The 19956-nt window shown below is 67.3% G+C and carries 15 protein-coding genes and 2 riboswitches; of the genes, 10 read left to right on the top strand and 5 right to left on the bottom strand.

Features of this window, described 5'->3' with window-relative positions:
• Positions 1–58: 58 nt before the first annotated feature.
• The 3 genes from FV560_RS16155 to FV560_RS16145 form a co-directional block, all read right to left on the bottom strand.
• On the bottom strand, positions 59–1486 hold the full coding sequence (locus FV560_RS16155) for an ABC transporter substrate-binding protein (RefSeq protein ID WP_159622599.1): 1428 nt from the start codon (positions 1484–1486) through the stop codon (positions 59–61).
• A 232-nt stretch (positions 1487–1718) separates the two neighbouring features.
• Complete coding sequence (locus FV560_RS16150; RefSeq protein WP_159622598.1) at positions 1719–2717, bottom strand: LacI family DNA-binding transcriptional regulator; 999 nt, start codon at positions 2715–2717, stop codon at positions 1719–1721.
• 85 nt (positions 2718–2802) lie between these two features.
• Positions 2803–4794 (bottom strand): PfkB family carbohydrate kinase, encoded by a 1992-nt coding sequence (locus FV560_RS16145; RefSeq protein WP_159622597.1) that lies wholly within the window; start codon positions 4792–4794, stop codon positions 2803–2805.
• 129 nt (positions 4795–4923) lie between these two features.
• On the opposite strand from FV560_RS16145, the gene FV560_RS16140 reads away from it, so the two are divergent.
• The 5 genes from FV560_RS16140 (at position 4924) to FV560_RS16120 (ending at position 11826) form a co-directional block, all read left to right on the top strand.
• Positions 4924–5766 (top strand): class I fructose-bisphosphate aldolase, encoded by an 843-nt coding sequence (locus FV560_RS16140; RefSeq protein ID WP_159622596.1) that lies wholly within the window; start codon positions 4924–4926, stop codon positions 5764–5766.
• Positions 5763–6932 (top strand): Gfo/Idh/MocA family protein, encoded by a 1170-nt coding sequence (locus FV560_RS16135; protein ID WP_159622595.1) that lies wholly within the window; start codon positions 5763–5765, stop codon positions 6930–6932. Before FV560_RS16140 ends, FV560_RS16135 begins: the two co-directional genes overlap by 4 nt.
• A gap of 20 nt (positions 6933–6952) precedes the next feature.
• Positions 6953–9313 carry a glycoside hydrolase family 38 N-terminal domain-containing protein gene (locus FV560_RS16130; protein WP_159622594.1) on the top strand — a complete coding sequence of 787 codons (2361 nt, stop codon included), beginning with the start codon at positions 6953–6955 and terminating at the stop codon, positions 9311–9313.
• Positions 9314–9325: 12 nt separating this feature from the next.
• A complete protein-coding gene (locus tag FV560_RS16125) occupies positions 9326–10333 on the top strand; it encodes an acetylxylan esterase (RefSeq protein ID WP_159622593.1) in 1008 nt (335 codons plus the stop codon).
• A 146-nt stretch (positions 10334–10479) separates the two neighbouring features.
• On the top strand, positions 10480–11826 hold the full coding sequence (locus tag FV560_RS16120) for a glycosyl hydrolase family 28-related protein (protein ID WP_159622592.1): 1347 nt from the start codon (positions 10480–10482) through the stop codon (positions 11824–11826).
• 288 nt (positions 11827–12114) lie between these two features.
• On the opposite strand, the gene FV560_RS16115 is transcribed toward FV560_RS16120, so the two are convergent.
• On the bottom strand, positions 12115–12366 hold the full coding sequence (locus FV560_RS16115) for a hypothetical protein (protein ID WP_159622591.1): 252 nt from the start codon (positions 12364–12366) through the stop codon (positions 12115–12117).
• Between FV560_RS16115 and FV560_RS16110 the strand changes: the two genes are divergently transcribed.
• The 5 genes from FV560_RS16110 (at position 12365) to gcvP (ending at position 19208) form a co-directional block, all read left to right on the top strand.
• Entirely contained in the window at positions 12365–12721 is a 357-nt protein-coding gene (locus FV560_RS16110) for a hypothetical protein (protein ID WP_159622590.1), read from the top strand. The two genes, FV560_RS16115 and FV560_RS16110, sit on opposite strands and share 2 nt — an antisense overlap.
• A 149-nt stretch (positions 12722–12870) precedes the next feature.
• Positions 12871–12961, top strand: a riboswitch (glycine riboswitch).
• Positions 12962–13065: riboswitch (glycine riboswitch) on the top strand.
• A 41-nt stretch (positions 13066–13106) separates the two neighbouring features.
• The gene (locus FV560_RS16105; protein ID WP_159622589.1) at positions 13107–14540 is read left to right on the top strand and encodes an L-serine ammonia-lyase; all 1434 of its coding nucleotides are present in this window, start codon (positions 13107–13109) and stop codon (positions 14538–14540) included.
• Between the two features lie 14 nt (positions 14541–14554).
• A complete protein-coding gene (locus FV560_RS16100) occupies positions 14555–15898 on the top strand; it encodes a glycine cleavage system aminomethyltransferase GcvT (RefSeq protein WP_420853381.1) in 1344 nt (447 codons plus the stop codon).
• Complete coding sequence (gene gcvH / locus FV560_RS16095) at positions 15895–16278, top strand: glycine cleavage system protein GcvH (protein WP_159622588.1); 384 nt, start codon at positions 15895–15897, stop codon at positions 16276–16278. Before FV560_RS16100 ends, gcvH begins: the two co-directional genes overlap by 4 nt.
• Positions 16279–16346: 68 nt before the next feature.
• Positions 16347–19208, top strand: coding sequence for an aminomethyl-transferring glycine dehydrogenase (gene gcvP, locus FV560_RS16090; protein WP_235020182.1), 2862 nt, complete (start codon positions 16347–16349; stop codon positions 19206–19208).
• Between the two features lie 6 nt (positions 19209–19214).
• Here the strand turns inward: gcvP and FV560_RS16085 are convergent, their stop codons facing one another.
• On the bottom strand, positions 19215–19916 hold the full coding sequence (locus FV560_RS16085; protein ID WP_159622586.1) for a hypothetical protein: 702 nt from the start codon (positions 19914–19916) through the stop codon (positions 19215–19217).
• Between the last annotated feature and the right edge of the window lie 40 nt (positions 19917–19956).

Raw genomic sequence — 19956 nt, 5'->3', positions numbered from 1 at the left:
TGTGGACGCCGTCGGGCAGCCCGAGGCCTCGGCACCCGACGACGGCGTTCGAGAAGTGTCACTGACCGAGCTGCTCGTCGATGAACGACTGGTCGATAGAGTCCTCCTCCAGGACCAGATTGCGCTCAAGCGCTGCACGGTTGGAGGCACTGCGATCTTCCAGGAACTCATCAACCGAGGAGTTGCCGGTCAGGAGGCTTTGCCACTGGGCATGGAACTCGTCAGTGTCCTGAGTGTCGAACGTCGGGGGCGCACCGAAGCCGTACGGGCTGATCTGAGCGAACTCCTGCCCGTCGGTCTCTTGAAGCACACTGTCGTCCGGGTAGGCGACACCGTCAACTGCCGACGGATCGCCCTGCACTTGCACCCTGTACATGTCACTAACCGTGTCCGGCTGCGTGAGGAACCTCAGAAAGTCGAGCGCTTCGGCCTGAACCTCACTGGCGGCGTTCACCGCGAACCCGTTCCTCGGACCCGCCAGCGGATTCTCCCCACCTGCGGCGAGGCCGGGGAAGTCATCCTGCGTGATCGTCGGCAAGTTGAACGTCGCGATGTCTTCTGAGTCCGCCGCCTCCGCACCCACTTCGGCGATCGTCCCGCCGACGCCGATGAGCTGTGGAATCTCCCCAGCACCGAAGCGTTGAGCCACATCGGCGGGCTGTACCGTGGCCGAGTCCTCGTTGATGAAGGGGCTGAGCTGCACTACCTGCTCCACTGCTGCCCGGTAGCCCGGAGACTGAGCCGGATCGATCAGGCCTGTCTCGAACGCGACGTACAACTCATCAGTCGTGTATGTCTCACCCAGGGTCGACGCGAGATCATCGGGGTCGTAGGCCCAGTCATCCGCGTGCAACAGATTGATGTCTTCTGTGAGAGGTCGCAGGGTAGCCTCAAGTTTGTTCGTGAGGATCCAGAACAGACTGGCATCGTCACCGCGAAGCGAGACATTGAGCGGCGCTGGTTCGCTTTCGAGTCGGTTCATCACATCGATCCACTCGGAAAAAGTGACCGGCGCCTCGTTCGAGCCGACTGCGCTGAACTCTGACTGGCGGTAGGCGATCAGCACGGCCACAGAAGACCACGGGACAACGTACTGCCTGCCGTCTGGAGAGCGAGTGGCGTCGAGCATGCCGCTGACAAAGGTCTCACCCCACTCGGTCGTGGGCGAGAGCTCGTCATCGAGCGCGAGCAGGAAATCCCTGCCGGAGAAATTCGCGACGGCTGGCGGCTCCAGGAACAGGATATCGGCAGCTGTCTCACCAACCAGTTGCGTCTGGAGCACTTCCTCGTAACTGTCATATGGGACCGAGTCGATCTCGATCCGGATACCGTCGTTCTGCTCTTCGTAGACTGCGGCCGCTTCCTGCAGGGGGTCACCCCAGAAGTCGGTGATCGGGTTCGCGATGCGAACGACCGTCTCCGCGCCCTCGCCGGAGGGCGAACAAGCCGCAAGCGACATGGCCGCAACGGCCGAGACAGTGGCCACGGCGCCGACGCGCCTGCGCATTCCGGTGCTATGCATGATTCACTCCTTTGTGCAACGGCGGGGGGGTCCTCGGATCAGAGGCACCGCCGGTAGTCAGGCTACATACGCGAAACAACGTTGTCCAGGTGATTCGAAGCATCTCACATCAATATCGTTCCATCACGGAAACAACGTTGTCTCATGAAATTATACACGTTCTTCTGGGCGTTGACAAGGGAACGGCTAGCGAACGCTACTGCAGGCGCTTCTCTGACCCCCGCTGCCGCAGTACGGCGGGAAGCACGATCGAGCGTTCGATCGGTTCCACCCCGTCGATCAGGTCGAGCAGGGTCCGGGCTGCGATAGCGCCCATTTCGGCGATGTCGTGGCTGACGACCGTCGTCGGCGGCGACGTCAACTCGGCCGACTCAAAATCGTCGAACCCGACGAGTGGAACACGCTCTCCCCGAGCCCGGAATGCCCGCAGGGCACCAATTGAGGCACGGTTGTTGGCAGCGAACACGGCGTCCGCACCATGCTCGGTCAGTAAGGTTTCAACGGTCCGTGCGGCCTGCTCATCGGTGTGCACACCGTGGTTCACCAGCGACGGTTCAACCTCGACACCCGCAGCCAGCAACGCCGCCTCATACCCTTGGCGCCGCTCGGCCATCGTCGAAATGAGCTCGGAGTCGCCCACGAAGGCGATCCGCGTGGCACCCTCTTGGAGCAGCAACTCGACCGCACGCGCCGCACCCGCGGCGTTGTCCGCGAGCACGGTGGGTCCGCCTCCGTCGGGTGCTGGCCGGTCCACGAAGACGCGCGGCGGCAGCGGGGGTGGCAGGTCGGCCCAGGAACGCCCACCGGTGTACGGCGGCACGATGATCAGCCCGTCCACCCGCTGCTCGAGCATGCGATCGACGAGCTCATCGTTGCGCGTGGCGTCCTCATCCGAGCTCGCCGTCGTGAGGATGTACCCGCGAGCGTGCACCTCCCGCTCCACTCCTCTCGCCAGTGTGGAGTAATACGGGTTTCCCAGGTCACCGATGATCAGCCCGAGCATCCTGCTCGTCCACCCCGGGCGGATACTGGCAGCTGCAAGATTGCGCCGGTAGCCGAGCGTTTGGACCGCCTCGCGGATGCGTTCAGCCAGTTCCGGATTGATGTTCGTGGCGCCGTTGACGTACCGCGAGACGGTCTTCAAAGACACCGACGCCGCTTCGGCCACGTCGATCATCGTGGGGCCACGATCCATGGGGCGCCTCCTCGGTACAGGTCGGCAACACCCTACAATCAGCGCCGCCTCATACCCGCCCGTTCCCTGGCGCGTCCACGCCCCGTCACGGCGCCGGTGGACGCAACACGACCACGCGACCGGTACCGGCCAGCCAGGGCGCTGCCACGAACGCCGGCACCAATGCCGCCCTGCCACCAGCCACCGACGTGGGCGCCCCACCGGTTCCGCCGATCTGCACGTCCCCCTCCAGACCCACGACGACGCAATACCCCGTGGGCAAGGCCGTCACCCCGGCGACCGGGATCACCTCGAGCCGGAAGTAGGCCTCGGCTTCCTCGGGCAGGCATGCACCTTCTGGTGAGGCCAGGACGAGTTCGGCGAGGCGTTCGGTCGTCATTGCCGTCAGGTCGACCGCTTCCAACGCACGGTCGAAACCTAGACCCAGGTGGCCGTGCACGGCACCGTCCAGATCGAAGTCCCGCCATTCCAGCAGGATGGACAGATCTTCTGGCTCCTGCACTTCCACCAGAAGGATCCCCTCCCCGATCGCGTGCAGCACGCCGGGAGGAACATAGACGCAGTCGCCCGGCTGCACCGCAATCTCGTGCAGGAGGCCGAGCATGGTCTCGGCGTCCTGGCGCGCGACGAGGTCAGCCATCTCCTCCCGGCCGACCGGCTCACGCAGGCCGAGATGCACTGTGCCGGGGCTCAGGATGTACCAGGCCTCAGCCTTGCCGTGAGCGGTGCCCACCTCGCGGCGGGCGAACACGCCGTCGGGATGGGCGTGGACCGGCAGACGCTGCCCGGCGTCGAGAAGCTTCACCAGCAGCTTCGTGTCAGCACCGAAGCGGGCCACGTGCTCCGCACCAAGCCAGAGTTCCGGCTGTGCCGCGATGGCCTCACGCAGGACCGTCCCGTCCAGAAGGCGAGTGAGACCGGTCGGCTCATCACCACGGACCTCCACGGTCGAGGCCACCCAGTCCTCCGGGGTGTAGTCGTCCACGTGCTCCTGGCCGCGGAAGCCGGCAATCTGTGCACCCCCGCGATAGAACCGGGCCGGCGGTTGGTTGGCCGTGATCTCGATCGCGCCCATCGCCGCCAGCTCCGGGCACAGCCGAGCGATGGCGTCGGCTCCCGGATCCTGGCCGGAGACGACTGCCGCCGCGACGGCGGCCATCAGCGTGGCAGCCCTGGCGGGGTCCAGCTCGACGGAGAGTGCGTAGAGCAGCGCAGCACTCACAGCGTCACCGGCACCGTTCGTGGTGACCACTCGATCAAGGGGAACAGCCCGCTGGTGCAGCGATGAGCTGGCCCAGGTATCGGCCAGCGGCGTGAGGGCGGCGCCACCCGCGCGCAGGCGCGCACGATCGCCGGCCCGCAGCGTCAGGCCGTTCTCGCCGTCGGAGACGGCGACCACACCCGCTCCCCACTCCACCAACCGCTTCGCAAAGGACGAGGCCAGCTGTTCGCCGTCAGGCAGGATCGACTGCAGGTCGGCCAAACTGGGGGAGAGCACATCGCACTCGGCCGCCAGGGCCGGGAGCAAACGCTCCCAGTCGGGCCCGCTCGCGCGATCCGCCGGACTCACGACGGCAAGGTCGACCGAGGTCGTCACGCCCTGCCGCCGGGCGTCGCGCAGCAGCGCAAGCAGCGGCTCACCATCGTCGGCGACCAGCCCGGGCAGTAGTGACGGGTAGCCGAGGTGCAGCAGATCGATGCCAGAGAGGTCCAGTGCACCTGCGCCGAACGCGGCGTTGGCGCCCACGTGGTGCCAGAAAGCCCGGTCCTGCCCGCCGGGCTCGAGCACAAGACTGTAGGAGGTCGTCGCCGGCACCTGAACGAGATCAGCCTGCAGCAACGGACCGACCATCCGCCTGCGCAGCACATCGGCGAGGTCGTCATCGCCGACCACGGCACATGCGCGCACCGGGTGCCCGAGATGTTGCAGCGTTCGGGCAGCATTGGCGACGCTTCCTCCGAGTGAGACCTCGATCGGTCCGACCTCGACGAGCGATCCAGGCGCCAGCCCGCCATGCGGCAACTGCCGGGGGACGAGGTCGAGGCACACGTGCCCAGCGACGGCAACTCTGCGCATGCTGCGGTTCCTTTGTTCAGGTAGACAACGTTGTTTCGCAGCACTACTCTGGCACACGGCTGGCCATATCGCACCTATCGACATCGTGGCGTTCAGCCGCGATCCCCCGACGACGGACAAGGACCGCACGTGACTGCCTATCGCCTCAACCGGCTGTTTCATCCGACTTCCGGCCGCGCGCTCGACGTGGCCGTAGACCACGGCTTCTTCGGCGAACCCTCATTCCTTGCCGGAATCACCGACATGCCAGCAACCGTGAAGACTCTGGTGGACGCGGCTCCGGACGCCGTTCAGCTGACCATGGGGCAGGCCCCACTGCTGCAGCGCATCCCGAAACGGGACAAGCCGGCGCTGGTGCTGCGCACCGACGTCGCGAACGTGTACGGCAACCCGCTGGACGAGCACCTGTTCAGCCATCACGTCCCGAATGCGATTGAGGTCGCTGCCCGTCTCGACGCCGTCGCGGTGTGCGTGAACCTCATGCAGCTGCCCGGCCGCCCAGAGATCCGTGAGGCCAACATCCGGTCGATCATGGCGCTGCGAGAGGAAGCCACCCGGCTCGGTATGCCGCTGATGATCGAACCACTGGTGATGCAGGACAACGCGACCGCCGGCGGCTACATGGTGGACGGCGATATCGACCGGATCACCGCGCTCGTGCGACAGGCGGTCGAGCTCGGTGCCGACCTGATCAAGGCCGACCCGTCAGAGGACATCACCCAGTACGAGCGGGTGATCGAGGTGGCCGGTGAAGTCCCCGTGCTCGTGCGCGGCGGCGGTCGCGTCGATGACCGAACCCTGCTGGAGCGGACCCAAGCCGTGCTGCAAGCCGGTGCACGAGGCATCGTCTACGGGCGCAACATCATTCAGCACCGGACCCCCGCAGGGATCACGGCGGCACTGATGGCCACGGTGCACGCCGATGCCAGTGTCGACGAAGCGCTGGCGATCCTCGCGGAGCACGCCCGATGAGCGCCGGCGACGTGCGGGTTGGGATCATTGGCGGCGGACTGATGGGGCGCGAACTCGCCGCCGCTCTCGGGCGCTGGCCCGCCCTCATCGATCACCCCGTGCGCCCTCGCCTGACGGCAGTGTGCGACATCCGACCTGAGGCCCTGGAGTGGTTCCGGCAGATCGACACGGTCACGCAACTCACCACCGACTATCGAGAGATGCTCGCCTCGGACGAGATCGACGTGGTCTACGTGGCTGTGCGTCACGACCTGCACGAGAGCATCTACACCGACGTCATCGCGGCAGGGAAAGACCTGCTCGCCGAGAAGCCGTTCGGCATCGACGGGCCGGCGGCCGAAGCAATCCTGCGCGCCGCGGCCGAACACCCCGAGGTGTTCGTGCGCTGCTCCAGTGAGATGCCGTACTTCCCTGGCGCACAGCTCGCGTACCGGACCATCGCTTCCGGGCAGCTGGGCCGGATCGTCTCAGTGCGGAGTGCGTTCCTGCACTCCAGCGACCTGGACGTGACCAAGGCCATCAACTGGAAGCGCCAAGTCGCCACGTGCGGTGCGGCGGGGGTCATGAACGACCTCGGGCTGCACGCCTGGCACGTGCCGCTCCGGCTCGGCTGGACGCCGCGCACGGTCCACGCCGACCTGGAGAACATCGTCACCGAACGCCCCGGGCCGGATGGCACCCTGGTGCCCTGCGACACCTGGGACAACGCCGTGCTGCACTGCCGCGTCGACTCTGGCGAGTACTCCTTCCCGATGACTGTGGAAACCAAGCGGATCGATCCGGGCGAGAAGAACACCTGGCTCCTCGAGGTGGTCGGTATGGACGGTGGCGTACGGTTCAGCACCAAGAACCCCAAGCGGGTCGAGATCTTCGCAAAGATCCCTCTCACCGGTGGTGGCAGCGAGCAGTCCTGGCAGCAGATCGATGCCGGGAGCCAGTCGGCCTGGCCGACCGTCACGGGCGGAATCTTCGAGTTCGGGTTCTCCGATGCGATCCTGCAGATGTGGGCGTGTTTCCTCGCCGAACGTGCAGGAGACCTGGGGGCACGATTCGCGACCGCCGGTCCCCAGGAAGCGGCCACGACCCATCGGTTGGCGGCCGCCGCACTGGAATCCCACCAGGAGGGCCGGGCCGTCGCACTCGAAGCAGAGCCCGCTATCGCCTGACGTTCGAGAGGCCCTCGACTATGCGTTCGACCGCACGCCCGCTCACTGTCCACCTGATCCCGCATTCGCACACGGACCTGGGCTACACGTCCCCTCGTGCCGAGGTAGCCCGTGCTCACGCGGACTTTCTGCGCGAGGTGGTCCGGGCGTGCCGGTCGACGCCGGCCTATCGCTGGCAGCTGGAGAACTTCTGGCAGCTGGAACAGTTCCTGGCGACTGCCCTGCCCGGGGAGGCAGACGAGTTGGCTGACCTGATCCGATCGGGTCAGGTCGGCGGGTCGGCCAGTTACCTCAACCTGACGGAGGTGATCGACGCCGTCACGCTGGACTCGGTCACGGCTCGTGCCACCGACTGGTTCGCCGATCACGCTCAACCGCTGCGCACCGCACTCACGGCTGACATCAACGGCTACTCCTGGGGCTACGCCGACATCCTGGCCCGGCACGGCGTGGAGCACCTGTTCTCGAGCATTCACACCCACCACGGGCTGGCGCCGGAGGGCCGCGACCAGCGCGCGTTCTGGTGGGAGGGACCGACGGGTGGCCGGGTGCTCGCCTGGGTCTCACCGCATTACCAGCTCGGCAACGATCTCGGCTTCTGCCCCCGCGGGGCGATGAGCTACACGATCAGAGATGCCTACGACGGACACGGCGCATCCGCATCGGCACAGATGCGCCAGGATCGCGTGGCGGACTACCTCGACGAACTCGCCGAACGCGACTACCCGTATTCCGTGGTTCCGGCGCTGATCTCGGGTGCTGCCTCCGACAACGCTCCTCCGGATGTTGCACTCGCCGACGCTGTCCGGGACTGGAACGAACGTCATCCGGACGGCGTTCGGGTGCGCCTGTCCACCGCCGATGAGTTCTTCGACGCGCTCCGGGAGGAGCCGGCCTTCGGCGAGGTCCCCACCGAGCGCGGCGACTGGACCGACTGGTGGGCGGACGGCGTCGCCTCGACACCCCGCGAGCTCCGGGTGGCTCGCGACGCGCAGCGCCGCCTCGAACGATCCCAGACCCTGGCCGCCGTCACAGGCGCGGACATCTCCGCCGACGTCGACGACGCGCGACAACAGATCGCGATCTACGCCGAGCACACGTGGGGGCACTCCCATTCGGTGCTGATGCCGTGGCTGACCGAGGTGATCGCGCAGGACGTAGCGAAGACCTCGGTAGCGGCACAGGCGCATGCGGCGGCGACCCGGGCGCTGACCCGTGCGCGCGCTGGAGCCGGCGAGACGTTGCTAACGCTGACGTGTCAACCGTTGCGCTACCGTGCCGTGAACACCTCGACGACCACGGTCTCGGTCCTGCGGCTACACATCGACGACTGGTTGCTGACCCGCCCCGGTACAGTCCCAGTTGCTTTCCACGATGGGACGCGCCTGCCCTGTCAGAGTCGGCCGGTTGCCCGGGGGGTCGAATTGCTCGCCGAGCTCGTGATGCTTCCGGGTGCAGACGTCATCATCGAGGTTCGGGAAGAGCCGATGCAGGCCGAACGGATCGCCGGTGTGGACAGGATCCCCGACGTCAGCGCCGAACGTGTTGACAACCATCTCCTGGAAGGTGCCCGGCTCCGGCTGCTTCTCGCTCCTGAGCACGGGATCGTCGAGGCCGTCGATCCCTCGACTGGGCGCAGCATCCTGCGAGGGACCAGGCCCGCCCCGTTCGCCGCGATCCACTCGCGGGCCCGCCGCGGCGCCGACCCCGTCAGCCCTCGCGTGACGGCAGGACGGAATAGGTCGGCCGCCGATGACGTCGTCACCACCGCCACGGTCACCTCGGCCCGGGTGACGTCCCGCGGCCCGCTCGTCACTCGAGCGGAGCTGCATCTGGATCTGCGCGGGTTCCAGCACTTTCGAGCCGATCTGATGTGCTCGATGGTCGAGCCCTTGCTGACCGTCGCAGTCCGGTTCCGCGCCACGGGCAGTTGGGAGGCCGAGAACCTCCTACTCCCCCTGCCGTTCGGTCCCAACGCAGCCGGAACTCTCTGGGTCGAGAAGACCGGCACACTGCTTCGGCCAGCGATCGACCAGGTCCACGGCACGCTGCAGGACTATCTGTTGCTCCAGCGAGGCTTCGTCCAGGAGGCTGACGGTTTCGCCGTCGCGGTCGCCACACCGGATACGCCGCTGCTCGCGCTCGGTGGAATCGAGCACCGGACGGTCAGCCTGCATTCCGGTCCGGACCAGCAGGCAAACCAGCGAGATGTTGCCGCGTGGGCCGTTAACACGGCCTGGGAGACCAACTTCCGAGCCGACGTCAGTGGCTTTCACGAGTTCCGATTCCATCTCACATGGGGCGAGATGTCCGCCGCCGACGCGCTTGACCGAGCCTGCGCTCTCGCGGAGGGTCCAGAGACGTTCCGCGTCAACGGATAGTCTCCCGCGATCATGCCGCTGACCGATCTGCCGATCGATGAACTCTGGTCCTACCGGCCCCAGGTGGACCGACCCGCGGACTTCGACTCGTTCTGGGCCTCAACGCTTCAAGAGTCTCGGGCCCTGACCCGCGGAATGGTCCTCTCCCGAGCACCTACCCCCCTCACCGAGCTGGAGGCGTGGGACGTCACCTTCTCTGGCTTCGGCGGCGACCCGATCAAGGCGTGGCTGCTGCATCCGAGCGGGCCGGGCCCATTCCCTGCGGTAGTCGAGTTCATCGGCTACGGCGGCGGCCGCGGAGTGGCCGCTGACCGGCTGGGTTGGGCGGCCAGCGGATTCGCCCATCTCGTCATGGACACCAGAGGACAGGGCAGCGCATGGCCGAATGCCGGTCCCGGTGCAACGCCTGACCCTCACGGGAGTGGTCCCGCAGCGCCCGGCTTCCTCACCCGGGGGATCACTGACCCCATGACGAGCTATTATCGGCGGCTGTACACCGACGCCATCCTCCTGGTCGAGGCCGCCGCGCAGCTGGACATCGTCGACTCGACGCGAATCGCCGTCACAGGAATGAGCCAGGGTGGTGGCGTGAGCCTCGCGGTGGCCGGACTGTCGAGCCTCGTCCGCGCCGTCCTGCCCGACGTTCCGTTCTTGTGCCACTTTGAGCGCTACCTGGAATTGGCCTCCGCCGATGCGGCCGGAGAATTCAGGCAGTACCTCTCAGTCCACCGCAACTCCACGGCCACCGCCCTGCACACGCTCTCCTATCTCGACGGGGTCACCTTCGCCGCTTCCGTAGAAGCACCAGCCTTGATGTCAGTCGCCCTGATGGACGACATCTCGCTGCCCTCGACGGTGTTCGCCGCCTACCACCAATTGAAGAGCGCGGACAAGGAGATCGAGGTCTATCCATACAACGGTCATGAAGGGGGTGGTTCCACTCACTGGGAACGCCAGGTGAACTGGCTGAACCGGCGCTTCAAAGACGAATACGCCCGTGACCGACGGCGTTCGACCTGAGCGCGACCACTCGATGGACCGATTCTTCTCGGATCCTGGAAACTATCCATCTTGACGTTGAGTTGATCCCTCTGGTATTTTTATCGAGCAAACAACGTTGTTTCACGCGTGGATCTCAGCGCGACCGCGCAGAAGGAAGGTGCTCGATGTCATCCTCAGATCGCATTACCACCCACCCAACTACAACTCCCATCGCCGGATCGAATCGGCGCAGTCTGCTGACCCGGGGGCTCGTCGTTGCCGCCGGTGGAGCCGCAGCCGTTGTGGGCTCGACTTCCGGAGCGACGCCCGCAAGCGCTACTACCACCGACACCCTGCTGGACCAGGGTGGCGCAGTCTTCAACGCCAAGGCGTATGGGGCCGTAGGTGACGGGACCTCTGACGACACGGCCGCGATCAACAGCACCATCGCAGCGGCGGTCGCGGACGGCGGCGGAGTGGTCTTCCTTCCGCAAGGCGCTTACCTCGTGAGCGGCACGCTCTCCGTTGACACCGACGGCATCAGCCTCGTTGGCGCCGGTAGGGGAGCCACCGTCATCAAGACCACGGGATACACCAGCGGTGACATCCTCCATTTCGACACGGTCCGCAAGTGCAGTGTGCGCCAGCTCTCCATCAACGCCGAATCACACCGTTCGAGCGGTGCGGCCATCCACCTCGACAGCTCCGAGGAAGTCTATGTCCAAGACATCGACATGACAAGGCAATTCGCTGGATGTATCGTCGACGGCGGCGGCGTTCTCCAATACATCGACCGCGGCTATTGGACGAGCTTCACCAACGGGGGCGTCGGGATCTGGATCAACGCCTCCAACTCGAACGACACGATGATCTCCAATATCACGATGGACCAGAATGAAACCACTGGTTCAGGAGTCTCCGGTGTGCGAATTCAAGGCTCGCAAGCAGTATGGATGCGGGATTGCGACATCATTAGAATGGAAACAGGTCTGCTCATCGACCCACCCGCCGGAGAAACGGTGTCTTGGCTCTTCTTCACCTCCTGCGCATTCGACACCTGCAGGGGACCTGGAATTGAGATCAATCCAGCTTCTACGGCTCACGCCTGCAAAGGCATCGAGTTCGTCAACTGCTGGACCGCGACGTCTCAGTATAGCGACGGAGTGCACGTCGCTGGAGAGGTCGACGGCCTCCAACTGATCGGGCACCGCAGCTTCCAGAACGCAGGACATGGAGTGATCGTCAATGGGCCCGCTCGTAACGTGTCGATCGATGCCTGCGCCGCGGCCGGGAACGGCAACCCGAACGGGGGGACGGGCGGCTTCACCTTCGCCGGTGGTGCGACAGACTTCGCGGTACGCAACTGCCGCACGGGCCTGCACGCTGCACTACCAAACACTCAGGATCATGGGATCCGAGTGACATCAGACTGCGATCGATACGTGATCACTAGCAACCACACACTCGGCAATCTCACCGCTGGTATCACCGACAACGGTGGCCCGAACAAGGTCGTCGCGAACAACCTTTGATGAAGGTGGGTCGATGGCTCGACCTCAGCGCGCGGCGGCCTCAAGGTCGAGCCATCGACGTCCCACCGGAACAGAAGGCATCCCGAGGCCCTTGAACAGCACCGGACAGGCGCCATCACTACATATTGCTGTCGGTGTGTACGCACCGAGGAGACCCGCATCAGAACGACAACGTCCTGCGACTTCCCTCAAGCATCAGCACAGTGAGGAGTGCGGATGAGCCACACGCGGGGCGAACCGATTCGGTTCTGGAGGCATCTGGCCGAGTACGAAGGCGGGCTTCTCCCTTCAGCCGTCGCCGCCCGCACCACGGTCCGACTCCACATCCCGTAAACTCGCACGGAAGATGGCGCCGTGATCGGCGCGACGGAGATCGTACTCGGCATGGACGTGAAACTGTGCAACGTCACGGACCACTCCCAACGAACCCACCAGTGACCCCTCGCTGGTGTCGGTCGCAACGAGCGCCACGGTGACTCCCAGGCGTCGGCACAATGCGCACGATTCTCGCCCCGGAGGCATCACCGCTGTCGCAGTCATGACCCTCCTGGGCGCCTTCGTCCTCACCCTGCTAGGCGGCGGCCTGCTGGCGCTCGGCAGTGTGGCACCGGAACAGCTGGGAGCCCTGGGCGCACACAGCACCACGGTTGTCCCGCTGCTCGGCGGCGCACTCCTGATCGCGGCCGGTCTGTCGATCACCTGCACCATCGGGATCCTCAGGCGCCGGAAGCCCGCGATGTACGGTCTATTGCTGCTCGGCGCGGTGACGACCTTCGGGTGCGTCCTGGCGCTCGTCTACCAGGCACTTGGCCCGCAGGTCATCGTGCCGGTGCTGTGGATCGGGGTGGGCAGCGCGCTGCTGTGGCAGCACCGGGCCTGGTTCGACGGCGAGTAGCCGAACGGAGCTGACGGCCTTGGGGGGCTCCGTGCCAGATGTGGCACGGAGTCGCTGTGGGCCGTCAGTTGCGTTCGCACGCCATCGCGCCCGACCTACTGGAGCGTCCCCACCCCCGCTACACTGACCGACACAACATCATCGACCGTCTACCCGCCATGGGAGAACGCCGCGTCATGCGGCTGCCGTAGGAGCAAATCCTCCCGGGAAACTCTCAGGCCCACGCACCGTGGCGGTAGGTCACTCTGGAGAGTGGTGACTGGCTGCGGCCAGGGCACCCGCCGACGGGGCAAGCAGACAGCACGATCTGCACAATCTCTCAGGCACAAGACAGAGCGGGAGGAACTCAGGCCGCACCCCGCGCACCCGACCCAGGAGTTCCTCGATGACGTCACCGCCCCCCGCCTATGTGGGCGTCTTCGACCTGTTCACGGTCGGGATCGGCCCATCCAGCTCGCACACGGTCGGTCCGATGCGTGCCGCCCGCGACTTCACCACCCGGATCGCCGACCCCACCGATGTGGCAAGCCTCGAGGTGGAGCTGTTCGGCTCCCTCGCTGCCACCGGGCACGGTCACGGCACCCCGACGGCGGTGCTCCTCGGCCTCGAGGGATGCGCCCCCGATCAGGTCAGCACCCGTGAGGTCATCGAGCGCTCGGACCGGATCGCCCGCGAGCGCACCGTGCTCCTGGGCGGCACGATCTCGCTGCCCTTCGGCCCCGACCAGATCGTCATGCGTCCGCTCACCGTGCTCGCCCATCACACCAACGCCCTGCGCCTGTGCGCCCGCGATGCCGCTGGCCACCAGGTGGCCGAGGAGACCTACTACTCCGTCGGTGGAGGTTTCGTGGTGCGGGAGGCCCCCGACGGCGACCCTCAGCCTGTGCGCACTGGTCACCATCCCGAGATGGCCGGCGAGGTGCCGCTGCCGTTCGGGACAGCCGCCGAACTGCTGACGCTGTGCACACGCGAGCGCCTGAGTATCGCCGAGGCAGCGATGCGCAACGAGATCGCCCTGCGCGGCGAGGCGCCTGACAAGGCCGAGTCCGCGGTGCGTGCGGGCGTGCTGCACATCCGCGACGCGATGAGCGAGTGCGTCGCCAGCGGGACGGCCGCCTCGGGCGAGCTTCCCGGCGGGCTGAAGGTGCGCCGTCGGGCGCCTGCCTGGGCCGCGCGGCTGCAGGCGGAGGATCCAGACCGCGACCCGGGCTTCGCGCAGGAGTGGGTGAACCTGGTGGCCCTGGCGGTGAACGAGGAGAACGCGGCCGGTGGGCGGGTGGTCACAGCACCGACGAATGGCGCGGCCGGGGTGATCCCGGCGGTGCTGGAGTACGCCACGCACTACTCCCCCGCCGCCCGCTCCGACGGCGCAGCCCGGGACGGTATCGCCGTCACCTTCCTGCTCACAGCGGCTGCGATCGGGTCCTTGTACAAGGCGCGCGCGTCGATCTCCGGCGCCGAGGTGGGATGCCAGGGCGAGGTGGGCTCGGCGTCCTCGATGGCTGCCGGCGGCCTGGCGGCTGTGCTTGGCGGGACGCCGGAACAGGTGGAGAACGCCGCCGAGATCGCGATGGAGCACAATCTCGGGCTGACGTGTGACCCGGTGGGTGGGTTGGTGCAGATTCCATGTATCGAACGCAACGCGATCGCCGCCGGTAAGGCGGTCAATGCCGCCAAGATGGCGATGTGGGGAGACGGTACGCACCGGGTGTCACTGGACCAGGTGATCGAGACCATGCGGCAGACGGGCAAGGACATGAGTGACAAGTACAAGGAAACTGCCACTGGCGGGCTCGCCGTGAACGTGGTCGAGTGCTGATCGAGGAGGATGGCGTGACCAATTCGACGAGCGATTCCATGGATGGGGCTGACGCTGGAGCCGAGGCGGACGGGGGCGCGCCACGGGAGACGCCGCTGCGGGCCGAGCACGAGGCACTCGGCGCTGCTTTCACGGACTTCGGCGGGTGGTGGATGCCGGTGCGCTACACCTCCGACCGCGCCGAGCACACCGCTGTGCGGGAGGCGGCCGGGCTGTTCGACATCTCCCATATGGGAGAGATCTTCGTGCGCGGACCGCAGGCCGGGGAGTACCTCGACTTCGCGCTCGCCGGGCGGCTCTCGGCGGTGAAGGTCGGGCGCGCGAAGTACACGATGCTGCTCGCCCCTGACGGCGGGATCCTGGACGACCTGGTGGTGTACCGGCTCGGGGAGCGGGAGTTCCTGGTGATCGCCAATGCCGCGAACCGGGAGACGGTGGCCACCGAGCTGACCGCACGTGCCGACGGTTTCGACGTCACAGTGACCGACGCATCGGACGGCTACGCGCTGCTCGCGCTGCAGGGCCCGCGCGCCGTGACCATCCTCGACGAGGTCGTGGCAGACGGAACGATCTCCGGACTGGGTATGCCCTTGGCCGAGGTGAAGAACTATGCCTGGACCGACGCCAACTTCACCCCCGGTGACGTTGTCGTCGAATCCCGCGCCACCACCGACCGCAACCTCACCCCCGGTGAGCCGGGCGTCGATAATCGGGCGAAAACCGACCACAACCTCACCCCCGGTGACAGTGGCGTCGGTGGTGGTGGCAGCGCCGGCGGGGATGCTCCCGCTGGCAGCGGATCCGGGACGACGCCGCTGCTGCTGGCGCGCACCGGGTACACCGGTGAGGATGGGTTCGAGCTCTACGTCGCCGCCGAGCACGCGCCGGAGCTGTGGCGCGCACTGCTGGCAGCTGGTGAGTCTCACGGCCTTGTCCCCGCCGGGCTGGCCGCACGGGACACGCTGCGACTGGAGGCCGGGATGCCGCTGTACGGCCACGAGCTCTCCCGCGACATCGTCCCGGCACAGGCCGGCCTGGGCCGGATCATCCCCGCCGACAAGCGGGGCTTCATCGGCGAACCGGCCCTGGAGCCGCGCCCACAAGCACCGGTCCTGGTGGGATTGGTTGCCGAGGGACGCCGAGCGGGGCGCGCCGGCTACGCCGTGCATCAGGGCGACCGGGTGGTCGGCGAAATCACCAGCGGTGCGCTGAGCCCCACTCTCGGGCACCCGATTGCGCTGGCCTACGTGGATCGCGCTGTTGCCGAGGACCCCGATACCGACCTGTCCATCGACGTGCGCGGGACATCCATCCGCGCGAGGCTGACCACCCCGCCCTTCTACCGGAGAACATCATGACCGACCACCTGACCTCCCTGCAGTACACCGCCCAGCACGAATGGCTGGAGATCACCGACGACATCGCCACGATCGGCATCACCGACTACGCCGCCGAGCAGCTCGGAGACGTGGTTTATGTGGACCTGCCCGACGTCGGCAGCATGCTCACGATGGGCGAGGCCATCGGGGAGATCGAGTCCACCAAGTCCGTCTCCGACCTGTACGCGCCCGTGGCCGGGGAGGTGATCGAGGTCAACGAGGAGGTCGACGCCAACCCTGACCTGGTCAACTCCTCCCCGTTCGAGGACGGGTGGCTGATCAAGGTGCGGGTGACCGACGTCGCTGCCGGACTGCTGGACCGCGACGCCTACCTCGCGATGACGGGGAGCGGTTCTTGAGCGACGCAGTCCTTCACGGCCAGTACGCCGAACGTCACATCGGCACCTCCTCGGCCGATCAGGAGGCGATGGGGGCAGCGATCGGCCTGGGTGAGCACCGCGAAGGCGAGATGCCCCGGGAGGCAGCGGACGCCGTCGTGGACTCTGCGTTGCCCGCGGCGATCCGCGGGCTGGGTGCCGCCGGTGCGCACGTCCCCGAGAAGGGGGTGAGCGAGGCCGAGGCGCTCGCCGAGTTGCGCGGCCTCGCTGCCCGGAACCGGGTGCTCACACCGATGATCGGCCTGGGCTACTCCGACACGATCACCCCGCCGGTCATTCAGCGCAACGTGCTGGAGAACCCCTCCTGGTACACCGCGTACACCCCCTACCAGCCGGAGATCTCCCAGGGCCGGCTGGAGGCGCTGCTGAACTTCCAGACGATGGTGGCCGATCTCGCCGGATTGCCGACCGCCAACGCCTCCCTACTGGACGAAGCGACCGCAGCGGCCGAGGCGATGCTGGTGGCCCGCCGTGCGGTGCGCAAGGCTCCCGCGACATTCGTGGTGGACGCCGACGTGCTGCCGCAGACGAGGGCGGTACTCGCCGTCCGTGCCGAGGCGCTGGGTATCGAACTGGTGGACGTGGATCTGGCGGGCGGCGCAGCGCTGCCCGAGCAAGTGTTCGGTGGGCTGATCCAGTACCCGGGTGCGTCCGGGCGAGTGTGGGATCCGTCCGGCGCGATCGATGCGCTCCATGCCGCCGGTGGCCAGGCCGTGGTGGCGGCGGATCCGCTGGCGCTCACGGTGCTCGCCTCCCCGGGGGCGATGGGCGCCGATGTGGTGGTCGGGTCGACGCAGCGGTTCGGGGTTCCCCTCGGCTTCGGGGGGCCGCACGCCGGGTACATGGTGGTGCGGCAGGGGCTGGAGCGGCAGCTGCCGGGGCGGCTCGTGGGTGTGTCCAAGGATGCTGACGGTCACCTCGCCTACCGGCTGGCGCTGCAGACCCGCGAGCAGCACATCCGCCGCGAGAAGGCCACCTCCAACATCTGCACCGCGCAGGTGCTGCTGGCTGTGATGGCCGGGATGTACGCGGTCTATCACGGGCCGCGCGGGTTGCGGGCGATCGCCGTGGGCGTCATGGGAAAGACGGCGCTGCTGCGCTCGTGGCTGGTGGAGGCTCTTGCCGGCAGCGACGACGCGGTGGTGGACGCTCCGTACTTCGACACCCTGCGTGTGCACGTACCGGGCCGGGCAGGCGAGGTGATCGCCGCCGCCCACGACCTGGGTGTGCAGCTGTTGCCGGTGGATGCCGACACCGTCGGGATCTCGGTGGGTGAGGCGACCACCCACACCGATCTGCACCGGGTGGCCGCAGCGTTCGGCGGGCCGGGCGAGCGTGCCTTCGCGACGTTCGGCTCGTTCCCGGCCGGCGATCAAGGGTGGCCCGTTCCGGCGTCACTGCACCGGGAGGTGGACTACCTCGACCACCCGGTGTTCTCCACCCATCACTCCGAGACGGCGATGATGCGCTACCTGAAGCGCCTCGCCGACTCCGACTACGCCCTGGACCGGGGGATGATCCCGCTCGGCTCATGCACGATGAAGCTCAACGCCGCCGCTGCCATGGCGGCCATCAGCTGGCCGGAGTTCTCCCGCATCCACCCGTTCGCACCGGCTGAAGACGTCGGTGGGTACCTGGAACTGATCGACCAGCTGGCCGACTGGCTGGCGGACCTGACCGGGTACGACGCCGTGTCCCTGCAGCCCAATGCGGGCTCACAAGGAGAGCTCGCCGGGCTGCTCGCCATCCGGGGCTACCACCGTTCCCGCGGAGACGCGGCCCGGGACGTCTGTCTCATCCCGAGCTCCGCGCACGGCACGAACGCCGCCTCGGCGGTGCTCGCGGGGATGCGGGTGGTGGTCGTGGCGTGCGACGAGATGGGCAACGTCGACCTGACGGACCTGCGGAACAAGGTGTCCGAGCACCGGGAGAGCCTGTCGGCGCTCATGATCACCTACCCCTCCACCCACGGGGTGTACGAGCACGACGTACTGGACATCACCGCGGCCGTGCACGAGGCCGGCGGGCAGGTCTACATCGACGGCGCGAACCTCAATGCGCTGCTCGGGCACGCCCGCTTCGGGGACCTCGGCGGGGACGTGTCGCACCTGAACCTGCACAAGACGTTCGCCATCCCGCACGGAGGAGGGGGACCCGGCGTCGGGCCGGTGGCCGCGAAGGCGCACCTGGCACCGTTCCTGCCCTCGCACGAGCGTGCCCAGGGCGAGGAGGGCACCGCAGGCAGATCGCGAGGTGCTGGTCCCGTCTCCGCGGCGCCCTACGGTTCCGCGGGCATCCTGCCGATCTCGTGGGCCTACATCCGGATGCTGGGTCTGGAGGGGCTGACCGAGGCCACCGACGCTGCCGTGCTGGGTGCCAACTACCTGGCGGCGCGGCTCGGCGAGTACTTCCCGATCCTGTACACCGGGGACCATGGCCGGGTGGCGCACGAGTGCATCGTGGACCTGCGGCCATTGAAGGAGGCCACGGGTATCACGGTGGACGACGTGGCCAAGAGGCTGATCGACTACGGCTTCCACGCACCCACGATGAGTTTCCCGGTAGCGGGAACTTTCATGGTGGAGCCGACCGAGTCCGAGGATCTCGCCGAGCTGGATCGCTTCGTGGCGGCGATGGCCTCCATCAAGGCTGAGGCCGAGCAGGTGGCGGCGGGTGTGTGGCCGACCGAGGACAATCCACTGGTGAACGCCCCCCACACGGCAGCCTCGATCGCGGCGGAGTGGACGCATCCGTACACGCGGGAGGAGGCGGTGTTTCCCGCCGGGGTGGGTGCAGCGAAGTATTGGCCGCCGGTGCGCCGGATCGACCAGGCGCACGGGGATCGCAACCTCGTGTGCTCGTGCCCGCCGGTGGAGGCGTTCAGTTCCTGAGGACTGTCACTGCAGCTGGGAGAGGTCGACGGTCACATCGGCATTGTCGAGGTCGATGACCACCGCGTCCTGACCGCCGCCGAGGGTGACCTCGAGCCGGTGCAGCAGGCCATCCTCGGCCACCCAGTAGCGCACCTCGGCCGCCCCGCTCTCGTCCAGTCCGGGCGGGGCGGGGATGCCGGCCCCGGCCGGGGCGTCGGACGACGGCCCGCGGAAGACGGTGACGTCGGTGCCTGTCACCGTGTCCTCACGCAACCACTGGGCGTCGGTCTGGGCGAGCAGCACCGCGTTGTCGGGGCGGTCGTTGCCGAGGGTGAGGAGCACAGCCAGCACAGCGTGCAATCGAGACTGCCCGGGCAGCAGCTCCGAGGATGTCCAGCCCTGTGTGGGGGGAGGCAGCGGCGCCGGACCGGCCGCCGCAGTTGCCGCCGTGGCGACGCCCTGACTGGTCCACGCGAGGAGTGCTGACTCCTCGGCGTCCGGCAACTGAACCGTTCCATACCCCGTTCCGGCCGGGAAATCGACCCAGGCGTCGACCTCGTAGCGCGTCCCAGCATCGGTCACCGCGAAAGAGACGCTGCGAACGCCGGCATCGAAGTTGCGGAACCGGGTGAGGGCCAGCAGTTCAGACTCCGCCGTGGTCAACGGGCGGGTCGTCTCACCAGCACAGGCCGTCAGGGCGAGCGCCAGCAGGAGCATGCCGGCCACCGCCCGGAGCCATCGGCCGGCGCGGGTAGGGCCGATGGAT

The organism is Ruania rhizosphaerae, from assembly GCF_009805705.1.
Lineage (GTDB): Bacteria > Actinomycetota > Actinomycetes > Actinomycetales > Beutenbergiaceae > Ruania > Ruania rhizosphaerae.
Note: the sequence above shows the minus strand (reverse complement) of the source record. Positions and strands in the feature narration are given on the sequence as shown.